Here is a 13950-nt window from a genome sequence, read left to right on the forward strand (position 1 = left end):
CCGATTGTACCGACGTTGACGTGTGGCTTTACGCGTTCAAACTTGGCCTTTGCCATGGGTATTTCCTCTTTTTTTGGGGTCAAATGCTAAGCTCGTATAAATACGATAACAAAGACGATCTTGACCACATTAAGATAATTGTTAAAAGGGTACACATACTAATGTGCAGATATTATAAGAAAATCACCGCCAATAACAAGTCTTTTAACCAATTATTGGCGTATTCTTCTATGACAACATAGAGATAATAGCTACATTGTCATATTTAATAGACGATTACTTACTCGTCATCATCTTTATTGTTGAATTTAGAGATGATGTCAGCAGCAACTGATTTTGGAATCTCAGCGTACTTTTGGAATTCCATTGAATAAGTAGCACGGCCTTGTGACATTGAGCGCATTTGTGTGGCATAACCAAACATTTCTGCTAATGGCACTTCGGCACGGATCTGCTTAGTACCGCCAGGTAGGTCTTCCATACCCTGTACCAAACCACGACGACGGTTAAGATCGCCCATGATATCGCCCATATAATCTTCAGGCGTTTCAACTTCAACTTTCATGATTGGCTCAAGTAGCGCTGGATCTGCTGCCATGAAGCCTTTTCTGAATGCCATAGAACCAGCCATCTTAAATGATAGCTCATCCGAATCGACGTCATGATAAGAACCGTCATACAAGGTCGCTTTTACGCCAACCACTGGATAACCAGCAAGTACGCCATTTTTCATGCGTTCTCGGATACCTTTATCAACAGCACCATGGAATTCTTTCGGTACAGTACCACCAACAACTTCTTCAGCGAATTCATATTCAGTATCGCCTGCTGGATCAAGTGGCTCAAGACGTAACCAAACGTGACCGAATTTACCACGACCACCAGTCTGACGTACGAATTTGCCTTCTTGCTCAACCGTGTTACGAATCGTTTCACGATAAGCAACCTGCGGCGCACCGATGTTCGCTTCAACGTTAAACTCACGCTTCATACGATCAACAAGAATCTCTAGATGCAGCTCACCCATACCACTGATGATCGTCTGACCAGACTCTTCGTCAGTATGTACACGGAACGATGGATCTTCTTTCGCCAAACGACCTAAAGCGATTGACATTCTTTCTTGGTCAGCTTTGGTCTTAGGTTCAACCGCTAAGCTGATAACTGGATCTGGGAATTCCATGCGCTCAAGCGTGATAACATTTTGCTCATCACATAGCGTATCACCAGTCGTTACGTCTTTCATGCCGACCAATGCAGCGATATCACCAGTACGGATTTCTTGCAACTCTTCTTGAGAGTTAGCCATCATCTGTACAATACGACCAACGCGCTCACGCTTCATTTTGACTGGGTTATAAACACTGCTGCCTTGCGTTAAAACACCTGAATAAACACGAACGAAGGTTAAGTTACCAACGAATTTGTCATTCATGATTTTAAATGCTAAAGCTGAGAATGGCGCTTCATCTGAAGCTTCACGAGTGCCTTCAGTTTCATCTTTGTCATCAAGGATACCTTTAATAGCAGGTACATCCATTGGTGCTGGAAGATACTGAATAACCGCATCCAACATCTTTTGTACACCTTTGTTCTTAAAGGCAGTACCACAAAGTAATGGAATGATTTGGTTATCAATAGTCAATTGACGAATAGCAACGTTGATCTGCTCTACAGACAACTCGCCATTTTCTAGATACTCATTCATCAATTCTTCTGTTGCTTCAGCCGCATTTTCTACAAGAATCTCACGATACTCTTCTGCTTTTTCTTGTAATTCAGCTGGGATTTCGCGCTCTTCAAACTCCATACCTTGAGATGCTTCATCCCAATAAAGAGCTTTCATCGTAACTAGATCGATAACGCCTTCGAAATCATCTTCTTTACCAATTGGAATAACCAATGGCACAGGATTACCGCCTAGACGAGTTTTGATCTGCTCAATAACACGATAGAAATCAGCGCCAACGCGATCCATTTTGTTTACAAATGCAAGACGTGGAACTTTATATTTATTTGCCTGACGCCATACGGTCTCAGACTGTGGCTGAACGCCGCCTACTGCACAGTAAACCATGCAAGCGCCATCAAGTACACGCATAGAACGTTCAACTTCGATCGTGAAGTCAACGTGACCTGGGGTGTCAATGATGTTGATACGATGTTCGTCAAACTGTTTTGCCATACCTGACCAAAAACAAGTCGTCGCTGCTGAGGTAATAGTAATACCGCGCTCTTGTTCTTGCTCCATCCAGTCCATAGTGGCTGCGCCATCATGTACTTCACCAAGTTTGTGACTAACACCGGTATAAAATAAAACACGCTCAGTAGTGGTTGTCTTACCAGCATCGATGTGCGCTGAGATACCAATGTTGCGATAGCGTTTTAGGGGAGTTTTACGAGCCATAGTGTTTTCCTAGGAAAAGTCGTGTATATAATAATGTATTGTGTCTCTACCTCATACTCTATGACAAAGCGGTCAGCTTCATATTACTTACTGATTATTAAGCCTAATACGGACAAAAAAAGAGCAAATACTAAGAATAGTGCGGCATCAGATTTGGGATGCTCTCTTGTGACAAGCATACTTAATTAAGAGAGACATCTTGATAGATGTCCGCCATCTCGTTGTTGATAGTCAAAAACTACTTACAACAAGATAAACGATGGCGGCAATCAATAGAATAAATAACAATGTAAGATTAGCTGACTTCAGCCAGCTAATCTAAAGCTACTACTAATAAACAGTAGCTTAGAAGCGGTAATGAGAGAACGCTTTGTTAGCATCTGCCATGCGGTGAACTTCGTCACGCTTTTTCATAGCAGCGCCTTTGCCATCAGCAGCATCATTCAATTCGCCAGCCAAACGCAAAGCCATTGATTTTTCAGAACGCTTAGCAGCAGCTTCAGCTAACCAACGCATAGCCAAGGCAGTACGACGGGAGGGGCGTACTTCCATTGGTACTTGGTAGGTTGCACCACCAACGCGGCGAGCTTTCACTTCTACCATTGGGCGTACATTTTCTAAAACTTCTTCGAAGAAAGATACTGGATCTTCGATTTTACGTTTTTCGCTTACTGTTTCAAGTGCACCGTAAACGATACGCTCAGCAGTAGATTTTTTACCATGACTCATTACATGGTTGATGAATTTTGCAACAGTTTGGCTACCAAACTTAGGATCCGGTAGGATCTCACGGGTAGCAACGACGCGACGTCTTGGCATAATAAATATCCTTTTCTTCAGGAGTGTCTGACATTCACAATCTCGCACCAATTAATATTGGATGGCGTTATATCGAGTTGTCAGTCAGCCTTACTGCACGGCGGTATGTTTTAACAGTGAATTACTAATTTAATAATACTGTCAACACCAGACCCATGCACAGTTAATGTTTGGTATAAAAAAGCTTAGCTAATAACGATTAGTTATTAAACTTTAGGCTTCTTAGCACCATATTTAGAGCGACCTTGCTTACGGTCTTTAACGCCTGCGCAATCTAATGCACCACGAACGGTGTGATAACGTACACCTGGTAGATCTTTTACACGACCACCACGGATAAGAACAACACTGTGCTCTTGTAGGTTATGACCTTCGCCGCCGATATAGCTTGATACTTCATAACCTGAAGTCAAACGTACACGACATACTTTACGCATGGCCGAGTTAGGTTTTTTAGGGGTAGTAGTATATACGCGAGTACATACACCACGACGTTGTGGGCACGCTTCCAACGCAGGAACTTTTGACTTTTCCTTGATGGTTTTGCGACCTTTACGAATCAATTGGTTAGTTGTTGCCATGAGGCATCCTTCTCCCGTTTGGTATAAAACAAAAAAATGGGGAAACGCACCATCCATCTGACTTTAACGACAGATTTTGGTACACCCATTTTTAGGACAGTGTATTATAAAGAGTTGTTGCTGCTATTTCAACCACTTATGCGTGATTGCACTTTACAACATTTGATAGATATGCATTCACCCTACTACTATAACACTTTATCTATTTTTAGTTAAAAATCAGCTAAAAAGTAGATTGTCATACAGTATATCGAAAGTAGCGTCACGAACGATTTAAATAAGATGTTTGACTATAAATAAATAGCAATTTATAAGTACTAAATGGCGATATTATCTTGTTTTTCAAGAGAAAGAAGACACTATCGCCAAAATTAGTAGTAGATATCCAGCTCATAATCCTTCTATGATATAAGCTAGCTTAAGACAGAAGGTACTTAAGTCTGATTATTTAGACGCCCTTATTTGCTTTTCTTGTTAGCCGTCTTGTTTGATTTGCTGTCAGAGGATTTGTTCTGACTGCCTTGCTTGTCATTGTTGTCATTGTCGTTTTTCTGCGTTTCTTTCACGATCTTTTCATCAGCTTCTTGATGGTTGTTTTTTTCTTCAGCAGTGTCTTTCTTGCTATCGGTATCCTTGCTTGACTCTTTCTCAACATCTTGCTGCTTGTCATTGTCAGCTGTTTTGTTTACCTTAGCTTCATTACCGCTATCATCAGTGATTGCACGATTGGCAAGTTTGGCTTCTGGGGCAAAAGTCGCTTGAGCCACGCCAATCACTTCATCAATGAGCTGGCTGTTGTAGCGCATACCAACGATAACAGCGGTAACTGGTAAGAATTTGCGTATCCATGTTAAATTGATTTTATCCAAGTCAATACCGACCTGACTGGCAATACTGTCAACTTGTTCTGCATAAAAGTTGACATTTTTATCCTTTAGACCTAGGTTTTTTAGCTCATTATGTAGACCACTGCTTTGGGCATTATCCAATAAGCCTTTTCCGATACCAATACCTGCTAGCAATGCTTGTTTTTCTTGCATCTTGCTCAGATCAGCATTCGCTAGCAGCTCGTATGCCATTTTGACGCCTTGCTTACCTGTGAGTGGTTTATTGTAGACAGCACCCAACTGATAGACGGTACGTAATGATACCAATAAAAGCCAAAGCGTATCAGCCAGCAGACCAGGAAGCCCAGCCAAACCTGTTAAGCCCCCTATCGTTGCCAATGCACGATTTTGATTGGCGATATCAGTGGCTAATGCATAACGCTCTTCATCATCTAAGCTTGCGATATTAGCGAAACGATGCTCATTAGGTAAATCAATCTGACTCCAGTTAGAAGCAAGGTTTGCCACTTGTGCAAAAGCGCTATCGACCGTCGACTGAAAAAAACTGTTTGGCACTACTTTTTTGGCATATTTACCATAAGTGGCAAAACGTGGCCCTAATAATTGCTGAGTGGCTTTTAACGTTTGCTCACGGAATAAATCCTGCTGATAGTCTTCATCGCCTAAGTTGACTGCCTTGTATTGACGCGGTTTTCCCGTCTTAGCATTCATGCTATCAATCATAGCGCCCATGCGCTCTAGATTATTGCGAGTAAAAGAGCCAACGGTAGTGATACCTTTAGAGAGAGTGCTACGCTTCGCCATCGTGATGTCCTTAATGTGATGAGTAATTTTGTTTTATTGTAAGCGATTTATAATAATAGATGTGCCATTCTAGTCAATCACTATAATCGATGTCAGTGCGAACAATGTTATCGCAATCACAAATTTTGTATCCAAAAGTATCACTTGATGTATGATTGATACCATCATATAAGCTGTCTTTAAGCAAATGGTCTTTTTAGATGGCTTTAGACAGCAAGCGCGATTTTGTCGTTATTTTGCACTTGTACAAAGATTTTGGACGCTCGATACGTTATCATGTGCCATAACTCACAGTACAGTTGTACTTCTATTTATAAGTAGTCCGTTACTTATAGATAATCAGTTACCAAGCATATAGTTTTACTATGATCATCACAATGATTGTAAAATGAGGCTTTGACGCTCAATACATCCTAATATTGAATAATAGAAATACATACTTAAAAACGATTATTAAAAATAATTGTGAAAAATCGTTACTCATAAGGAATAGAATATGCGCCGCGTTGTTATCACTGGAGCAGGGATCGTCTCTTGTATCGGACATGATTTAGCCACGGTTACTGCCGCTCTCAAGCAAGGGCAGTCTGGCATTACATTTAATGAGGCTTATGCTGAGCATGGGTTTAAATCACACGTTAGCGGCAGTATCGACCAGTCGACGCTTGATACTAGTGGTATCGATCGTAAGTTGAAGCGGTTTTTTAGTGATGCCAGTCTATACGCTTATGTCAGTGCTTTAAACGCCATTGAGCAGTCTGGTTTGTCGCTTGAAACCATCAACAATAATCCACGCGTGGGCGTGGTCGCAAGCTCTGGCGGCGCATCGACAGAGAATATCGTCAATGCCATAGATGCCATGCGGGATAAAGGTCTGCGCGGTGTCGGCGCGATGGCTGTGCCAAAAACAATGGGCAGCTCAGTATCAGCGGCGCTTGCTACCGGTCTAAAAATCCAAGGCGTATCATACTCACTCACCTCTGCTTGTGCCACCTCAACCCATTGCATCGGTCATGCGGCTGAACTTATTCAGTTAGGCAAAGCAGATGTGATACTCGCGGGTGGTAGTGAAGCGGAACATTGGACACAGTCTTGTATGTTTGATGCCATGGGTGCAGTCAGTACACAGTATAATGAGACACCGCAGCGCGCCTCAAGAGCTTATGATAAAGATCGTGATGGCTTTGTGATTGCTGCTGGTGGTGCGATGGTCGTGGTTGAAAGTCTAGAGCATGCACAAGCACGTGGCGCCAACATATTGGCTGAAATCGTTGGTTATGGTGCCAGCTCTGATGGTGCTGAAATGGTTGCGCCAAGTGGTGAAGGTGCCGTGCGCTGTATGCAGCAAGCACTAGCCGAAGCTGGTTTGCAAACTGTCGACTATATCAATAGCCACGGTACCAGCACACCGTTAGGTGACATCACTGAGCTTAAAGCCATTGCTAAAGCATTTGGTGATGATATCAGTCAAGTACCTGCGATCAGCTCTACCAAATCTATGACAGGTCATAGCCTTGGTGCCGTTGGTGCGCAAGAGCTGATTTATTGCTTGTTGATGCTACAAGAAAGCTTCATTGCGCCTAGTATCAATGTTGATAATTTAGACCCTGCGGCTGAAGGCTTTGATATTGTTACCGAAATGCGTGAAGCCAAGCTTGAGACGCTAATGAGCAACAGCTTTGGCTTTGGCGGTACTAATGCCACATTAATCATTAAAAAGTTTGACGCCTAACTATGCTCGCAGCACATCCTCTCAAAACTGAGCAGATAATGTCTGACCCATCGCCAGCTACTAAACCTAGCTGGCGTTTTGGTGACCTATCGGCTGCAGAACTTATGCCGCTGTTACAGCAGTATTTAATCGCACAAGATACTAAGGCCAACTGGCAATTGGTTTGGCTCAACAATGATGGTCAACCAGTGATTGGCTTATTGCCAAAAGTAAGCTGGTCTGTTTATGATTGCGCTGAAAACACGCTAGATTCGAACGAACAAGCAGTCCTTTATCAAGTCACGAAAACCTATCGTGACGCCGTTCACAATGATATCACTAGCACTCATATGAGTTATAGCGACTGGCAAGATGAGTTAATCAGTTATAGTCAAACTTATGAGACTGATAATGAAAACTCAGAATCAGTAAACGATTTAAATGAAAAACCAAGTTATCATCATGGTCTGATAGGTTTTATTGGTTATGATATTGCGGCTCATGAGCTAAGCCCAGCCGCCAAAATTGAGCGAGCAGCACAGCCTTGTGCCGTATTAGGGCATTATGATATTTACCTAGCACCTGATGGAAATCATGGCAACACAGGTTGGGAATTAACGATAAATGCAATTGCTAACGACTCTGAAAACGACTTTAATAATCAGCAAAAAAATAAAATAATCACGGCACTTGTCTCTTATTTAGATATAGTAGATAAAAAGCTGGCTGATAACTGTCTCAATAAAACGCAACTGACAGCATCACCACTGCCTGCTCCTTTAGTATTAAAATCACGATGGCGCAAACAAGACTATCAACAAGCATTCAATCAAACCCAAAAATATCTACAGCAAGGCGACTGTTATCAAATCAACCTAACCCAAGAATGGCAAGGTTTTTTTGATCATAATCCTAGTGATAATACCACCTTGCCGATGCTGATTGATTATTTGCCTGCTTTACATCGTAATACCCAAGCACCTTTTGCTGGATACTTAGCGGTTAATCCCTTTAACCGTGAAATCAAAAATAATACGTCCCAGCATCCGTTTGAATTATTGAGCTGCTCGCCTGAGTTGTTCTTTACATTTACCAAAGATATCGATACTGGCAAGCACCATATCATCACTAAGCCCATCAAAGGGACCATGCCGCGCAGCACCAATATTCAACAAGACCATGCTTATAAACAGCAACTGACTGATAGTGAAAAGGATCGCGCCGAAAATGTGATGATTGTCGATTTATTGCGTAATGACTTGGGTAAATATGCCAAGATAGGCAGCGTAAAAGTGCCGCAGTTATTCGCGATTGAGAGTTTTAGTAATGTGCACCATATGGTCAGCACTATTACCGCAGAATTACAGACGGACACTCACCCACTCGCCGTTTTATTTGGTAGTTTGCCTGCTGGCTCAATTACTGGTACACCAAAAAAGCGAGCGGTTGAAATTATATCTGAACTAGAAACTGCGCCGCGCGGTGCTTATTGCGGCACATTGGGCTATATGAACTTTGATGGTAGTGGTCAATGGAATGTACTCATTCGTACGCTGCAAGCTAACACTTCATCACATAATGGGCTGAAAAAAAGACATATCAGCTTATGGGCAGGCGGTGGTATCACTGTCGCCTCTGATTGCGATGCTGAATACCAAGAGTGTTTGGATAAAGTCGGTAATCTATTAAGCGTTTTAACTCAAGACAATATCAACAAATGTCCTTAAGGTTGTTCTAAAAGTACGACCAAAGAAATCCATAAAAAAGCCTGCTCAACATAATGTTGGCAGGCTTTTTTATCAATACAAGCATCGTGATGCAATTATCAAGATTTAAATCGCGAACCAGATATTAATCAGCAATGATTTCAGCCTCTTTCTGCAACGTTTGTAAAGCATCTATCAAACGGTTGTTTTGCTCTGCTGTACCGGTAGTGATACGCAAATACTCATTGATGCGTGGCTTGTCAAAATGACGGACGATAATGCCTTGCTCACGTAACGCATTCGCTACCGTATTGGCATTACCGTCTTTAGGGCGGGCAAAAACAAAGTTGGCATGCGATGGCAACACATCAAAACCTAACGCTGTCAGCTCTGCTGTAAGAGATTGGCGTAAGTCGATGACTTGCTGGCAGGTCTGAGTAAAATACTCAACATCCAATACACTGGCAGTCGCCCCTACTTGCGCCAGCTTATCCAGTGGATAGCTATTAAAGCTGTTTTTCATACGGGTTAAGGCTTCAATCAATGAGGCATTACCAAAAGCCATACCAACGCGTAATCCAGCAAGCGAACGTGACTTTGAAAAGGTTTGGGTCACAAGAATGTTGTCAAACTCATTGATTAAGCTCACTGCTGAAATTTCTGCATCTGAGCTACCGTCAACTGCCCGCGCAAAATCAATATAAGCCTCATCAATCACAATCACTGAGTTTGAGTGCTCACTAGCCAGCTTGCGAATATCGGCAAGCGATAATAATAATCCAGTTGGGGCATTTGGATTGGCAATGATAATGCCGCTACAAGGCTGGCGATAAGCATCAGGATCAATACTAAAATCTTCTTCCAAGGCAATTTGTACCAGCTCGATACCAAAGGTCTGCGCATAGACTGGATAGAAACTATAGCTGATATCGGGTGCTAAAACAGGTCGCTCTTTTAGGAAAAAGCTGGCAAATACTAGCGCCAACACTTCATCAGAACCATTGCCAACAAACACTTGGTTGATATCAATATCATAAAGTTGTGCCAATGCGGCACGCAAATCATCAGACTCAGGCGCTGGATATAAACGCAGATCAGCCGCTTGCTGCTCTAGGACTTTTGCGATTGCCTCGCCTACTTTCGGTGACGGCGGGAATGGGTTTTCATTGGTATTTAATTTGCATAAATTTTCATGCTGAGGCTGCTCACCAGGAACGTAAGGTGACAAATTACGCGCTTTAGATGACCAAAGTCTGGTGTCTATCTTTAACTCACTCATAAGTTATCCTACTATTAGCCACATAAATTATTAAATATAAATCTCAAAAGTACAATTCAAAAGCAATCATTAAGCCACGTTACTGATAACGATAACGGGCTGAGCGCGCATGGGCTTCTAAGTCCTCACGTTGCGCTAAAATATCTGCGGTCTCAGCCAATGGCTTACTACCGGCTTCAGTACAATAAATAATAGAGGATTTCTTTTGGAAATCATAAACACCAAGCGGTGAAGAGAAACGCGCAGTGCCAGAGGTTGGCAACACGTGATTGGGTCCTGCGCAGTAGTCACCAATCGCCTCAGGCGTGTGACGTCCCATGAAAATAGCACCTGCATGACGAATATCGTTGAGTAGCACATCAGGATGATCAACTGACAACTCTAAATGTTCTGGGGCAACCCGATTAATCACCGCCATACCTTCAACGCGGTCTTTGACTAAAATAAGTGCGCCACGATTTTTTAGCGAATCGCGGGCGATATCGGCTTTTGGCAACTCTGCCAGCGCTTTTTCAATTTCAGCCGCTACGTCTGCAAGCTGCTGTTCACTGGTCGTGACAAAGATAGCTTGAGCGATACGGTCATGTTCAGCTTGTGACAATAAATCCATCGCCAACCAATCGGCGCGATCTTGCGCCTCGCCCTCTGCATAGACCAATACTTCAGAGGGACCAGCGATCATATCAATCCCAACTTGACCAAATACTGCGCGCTTGGCGGCAGCAACATATTTATTACCAGGGCCAGTGATTTTATCCACCGCTGGAATCGTTTCGGTACCGTAAGCCAAGGCAGCAACCGCTTGCGCACCGCCGATGGTAAAGACACGGTCGACTTGTGCCAAATGTGCGGCGGCTAGCACCAATGGATTGAGCACGCCTTTTGGCGCTGGCACTACCATGATGACCTCTTTAACACCCGCCACTTTGGCAGGAATGGCATTCATCAATACAGAAGATGGATAAGAGGCCAAACCACCAGGGACATAGATGCCTACTCGATCAAGTGCAGTGACTTTTTGACCCAAGCGATTACCAAGCTCATCTTCATACTGCCAAGTCTCTTGTACTTGGCGCTCATGAAAAGTCTGCACACGCGTTGCTGCGGTAGTCAATGCGGATTTCACTGTATCATCAAGATTCGCAAACGCTTCAGCAAGCGCCTCTTTAGACAGCTCTAGCTCTTGCATCGTTGTCGCTGGATGCTGATCGAATTGCTGGGTTAACGCCAGTACGACGCGATCGCCATCATGCCGAACTTGCGCGATGATATCATCAACGGTCTTAAGTAAATCGGCATCATTGACGGTTTCAAAGGCAAGTAACTCTGTCAATTGACTGTCAAAATCGGCATCTTGGGTACTTAGTTGGCGCATGACTTAATCCTATATCTGAGCATAAAAGACTGCTGAAAATTAGCGATGTAAAAATGAGGGGTATTGAGTATTAATAATAATTGTGATGGCTGATATACCAGTTTTTATATATTTAGTTTGTTCAGATTATACTAACCTCATACTTTCTGGCAAGCAAATACAACAAAACCAGTTTAGCACGCTATATCTATCTTATAGCGCTAAACTGGTTTAAAAATTTGTATGACAATGCTTAAGATTACCAATGATTATTACCATTTGATAAGACATTGATTCATTGGGAATTAATTTATGAAGCGCTGGCAATGCTATTTTTGAAGCTATCTAAAATCGGCTCAAGTAACGCAAATTTACGCTTGTAGCTCACTTGATTGACGATAAGGCGTGAGGACACATCGCAAATATGATCGCGTGCTTCAAGACCGTTGGCGCGCAACGTATTACCTGTATCAACCACATCGACGATCAAATCACCCAATCCAACCAACGGCGCAAGCTCCATAGAGCCATACAGTTTAATCACATCCACTTGCTGACCTTGGCTGGCAAAGTAAGCGCGGGCAACATTGACGTATTTGGTCGCAATACGTAGGCGACGATTGGGTAGCGGCGCATCTTTCACGCCAGCTGTCATCAACTTACACTGAGCAATTTGCAAATCAAGTAACTCGTAGACATGGTTGGCACCATGCTCAAGCAACACATCTTTACCCGCCACTCCAAAGTCAGCCGCGCCATGCTCAACGTAGGTTGGCACATCACTGGCACGCAAAATCAATACACGCACATTGGGGTTTGAGGTTGGAAAAATAAGTTTGCGTGAGGCTTCAGGATCTTCTAATAACTCAACACCAGCTGCGCGTAGCAATGGCATGGTCTCTTCTAGAATACGACCTTTTGATAAGGCCAGTGTTAAGCCTGAAAACGCATCATTTACTTCATTTAATAAACCATCATTTGGTAGGCTATTGCTTGCTTCAGTCATAATGACATCATGTCCATGTGCAGTTAACACCCCCGCTGAAGGGGGCTTTTAGTGGTAGGTTACTAAGCTATTCATATCAACGCCAATCGTATCAATCATTCAGATCATGGATTTGATAAGAAAATCGATATTAGTCATTAGTATTGATACGTTCGATATTGACCCCAAGCGCACGCAGCTTTTCTTCGACATGCTCATAACCACGATCGATATGATAAATGCGGTCGATTAAACTTTCACCTTCAGCAGTTGCCGCTGCCATCACCAATGACATAGACGCACGTAAATCAGTCGCCATCACAGGGGCAGCGGTGAAGTTTTCGACGCCTTTTACTACGGCCGTATGACCATCTACTTGGATAGAAGCGCCTAGACGATTAAGCTCAGGGACATGCATATAGCGGTTTTCAAAGATATTTTCGATAAAGGTACTCGTACCATCCGCCAAACACGCAATAGCCATGACCTGCGCTTGCATATCGGTTGGGAAACCTGGATGCGGCTGAGTACGGATATCAACCGCTTTAGGGCGACCTTTCATCTGCGCACGAATCCAACCATCACCAGTGGTAATAATGGCACCCATGTCTTCGAATTTTTCTAATACAGGTGTTAGTAATAGCGCAGAGGTGTTTTTAGTCAACACATCGCCACGCGTCATGAGTGCGCCAGCAAGGTATGAGCCTGTTTCGATACGATCCGGTACCACCGAATACTCACAACCGTGTAAGCGCTCAACGCCTTCGATGGTCATAATCGAAGTACCGATACCGCTGATTTTAGCGCCCATCGCGACCAACATATTGGCCAAATCAACGACTTCTGGCTCAAGGGCACAATTACCTAAGACGGTCGTACCTTTAGCAAGTGCGGCTGCCATAATAACGTTTTCAGTACCGCCCACGGTAATCATATCAAAAGAGTAGTTACAACCAATCAGCTTACCGCCTTTTGGCGCTTGTGCTTTTACGTAACCATTTTCGACACTAATTTCAGCACCCATCGCCTCAAAGGCTTTTAGGTGTTGGTCAACAGGACGTGAACCAATGGCACAACCGCCGGGCAATGACACTTCTGCCTCACCAAAACGTGCTAGCAATGGTCCAAGCACTAAAATTGAGGCGCGCATGGTCTTTACTAAATCATACGGTGCATAGAAATTATCGATATTTTTGGTATCGCAGGTGACAGTATCGTCCTGCTTTTGGATTTTGATACCCATGCCACCGATCAATTCAATCAAGGTCCGCACATCTTGTAACGATGGCACATTGTGCAATGTCGTTGGCGTCTCGGCCAATATCATAGCGGCAAGTAACGGCAAAGCAGCATTTTTGGCGCCTGAGATAGTAACTTCCCCTGCGATACGACTACTACCAGTGATTAAAAATTGATCCATAGAAGTGACAACCTAACGATGAGTATTAAAATAGTG

10 protein-coding genes are annotated in these 13950 nt (G+C 43.2%); 2 read left to right on the forward strand and 8 right to left on the reverse strand.

Annotated elements, in window-relative coordinates; all coding sequences use genetic code 11:
• Positions 1–280 precede the first annotated feature (280 nt).
• The 4 genes from fusA to JMX95_RS10870 form a co-directional block, all read right to left on the reverse strand.
• On the reverse strand, positions 281–2407 hold the full coding sequence (gene fusA, locus JMX95_RS10855) for an elongation factor G (protein WP_055125899.1): 2127 nt from the start codon (positions 2405–2407) through the stop codon (positions 281–283).
• A gap of 345 nt (positions 2408–2752) precedes the next feature.
• On the reverse strand, positions 2753–3226 hold the full coding sequence (gene rpsG / locus JMX95_RS10860; protein WP_021814163.1) for a 30S ribosomal protein S7: 474 nt from the start codon (positions 3224–3226) through the stop codon (positions 2753–2755).
• A gap of 206 nt (positions 3227–3432) precedes the next feature.
• Entirely contained in the window at positions 3433–3807 is a 375-nt protein-coding gene (rpsL, locus tag JMX95_RS10865) for a 30S ribosomal protein S12 (protein ID WP_011281154.1), read from the reverse strand.
• 458 nt (positions 3808–4265) lie between these two features.
• Positions 4266–5459, reverse strand: coding sequence for an EcsC family protein (locus JMX95_RS10870; RefSeq protein ID WP_201560797.1), 1194 nt, complete (start codon positions 5457–5459; stop codon positions 4266–4268).
• A gap of 496 nt (positions 5460–5955) precedes the next feature.
• Here JMX95_RS10870 and JMX95_RS10875 point away from each other — a divergent pair, with 496 nt between their 5' ends.
• Together JMX95_RS10875 and JMX95_RS10880 are read left to right on the forward strand one after the other, a co-directional pair.
• Positions 5956–7191, forward strand: coding sequence for a beta-ketoacyl-ACP synthase II (locus tag JMX95_RS10875; protein WP_201560798.1), 1236 nt, complete (start codon positions 5956–5958; stop codon positions 7189–7191).
• Positions 7192–7229: 38 nt separating this feature from the next.
• A complete protein-coding gene (locus tag JMX95_RS10880) occupies positions 7230–8897 on the forward strand; it encodes an anthranilate synthase component I family protein (RefSeq protein ID WP_227676051.1) in 1668 nt (555 codons plus the stop codon).
• A gap of 124 nt (positions 8898–9021) precedes the next feature.
• On the opposite strand, the gene hisC is transcribed toward JMX95_RS10880, so the two are convergent.
• From hisC to murA, 4 genes are all read right to left on the reverse strand, one after another.
• Complete coding sequence (hisC, locus tag JMX95_RS10885) at positions 9022–10155, reverse strand: histidinol-phosphate transaminase (RefSeq protein WP_198330253.1); 1134 nt, start codon at positions 10153–10155, stop codon at positions 9022–9024.
• Positions 10156–10234: 79 nt separating this feature from the next.
• Positions 10235–11530 carry a histidinol dehydrogenase gene (gene hisD / locus JMX95_RS10890; RefSeq protein ID WP_201502556.1) on the reverse strand — a complete coding sequence of 432 codons (1296 nt, stop codon included), beginning with the start codon at positions 11528–11530 and terminating at the stop codon, positions 10235–10237.
• Positions 11531–11819: 289 nt separating this feature from the next.
• Positions 11820–12515, reverse strand: coding sequence for an ATP phosphoribosyltransferase (gene hisG / locus JMX95_RS10895; RefSeq protein ID WP_201560800.1), 696 nt, complete (start codon positions 12513–12515; stop codon positions 11820–11822).
• A gap of 130 nt (positions 12516–12645) precedes the next feature.
• Positions 12646–13914, reverse strand: coding sequence for a UDP-N-acetylglucosamine 1-carboxyvinyltransferase (murA, locus tag JMX95_RS10900; protein WP_201540651.1), 1269 nt, complete (start codon positions 13912–13914; stop codon positions 12646–12648).
• Positions 13915–13950: the final 36 nt, after the last annotated feature.

The organism is Psychrobacter sp. NC44 (assembly GCF_904846655.1).
In the GTDB taxonomy this organism is placed as follows: Bacteria; Pseudomonadota; Gammaproteobacteria; order Pseudomonadales; family Moraxellaceae; genus Psychrobacter.

Bases quoted from the DNA above. Each gene is read 5' to 3' on its own strand.
- fusA (WP_055125899.1), bottom strand. From the start codon at position 2,407: ATGGCTCGTAAAACTCCCCTAAAACGCTATCGCAACATTGGTATCTCA.
- rpsG (WP_021814163.1), bottom strand. From the start codon at position 3,226: ATGCCAAGACGTCGCGTCGTTGCTACCCGTGAGATCCTACCGGATCCT.
- rpsL (WP_011281154.1), bottom strand. From the start codon at position 3,807: ATGGCAACAACTAACCAATTGATTCGTAAAGGTCGCAAAACCATCAAG.
- JMX95_RS10870 (WP_201560797.1), bottom strand. From the start codon at position 5,459: ATGGCGAAGCGTAGCACTCTCTCTAAAGGTATCACTACCGTTGGCTCT.
- JMX95_RS10875 (WP_201560798.1), top strand. From the start codon at position 5,956: ATGCGCCGCGTTGTTATCACTGGAGCAGGGATCGTCTCTTGTATCGGA.
- JMX95_RS10880 (WP_227676051.1), top strand. From the start codon at position 7,230: ATGTCTGACCCATCGCCAGCTACTAAACCTAGCTGGCGTTTTGGTGAC.
- hisC (WP_198330253.1), bottom strand. From the start codon at position 10,155: ATGAGTGAGTTAAAGATAGACACCAGACTTTGGTCATCTAAAGCGCGT.
- hisD (WP_201502556.1), bottom strand. From the start codon at position 11,530: ATGCGCCAACTAAGTACCCAAGATGCCGATTTTGACAGTCAATTGACA.
- hisG (WP_201560800.1), bottom strand. From the start codon at position 12,515: ATGACTGAAGCAAGCAATAGCCTACCAAATGATGGTTTATTAAATGAA.
- murA (WP_201540651.1), bottom strand. From the start codon at position 13,914: ATGGATCAATTTTTAATCACTGGTAGTAGTCGTATCGCAGGGGAAGTT.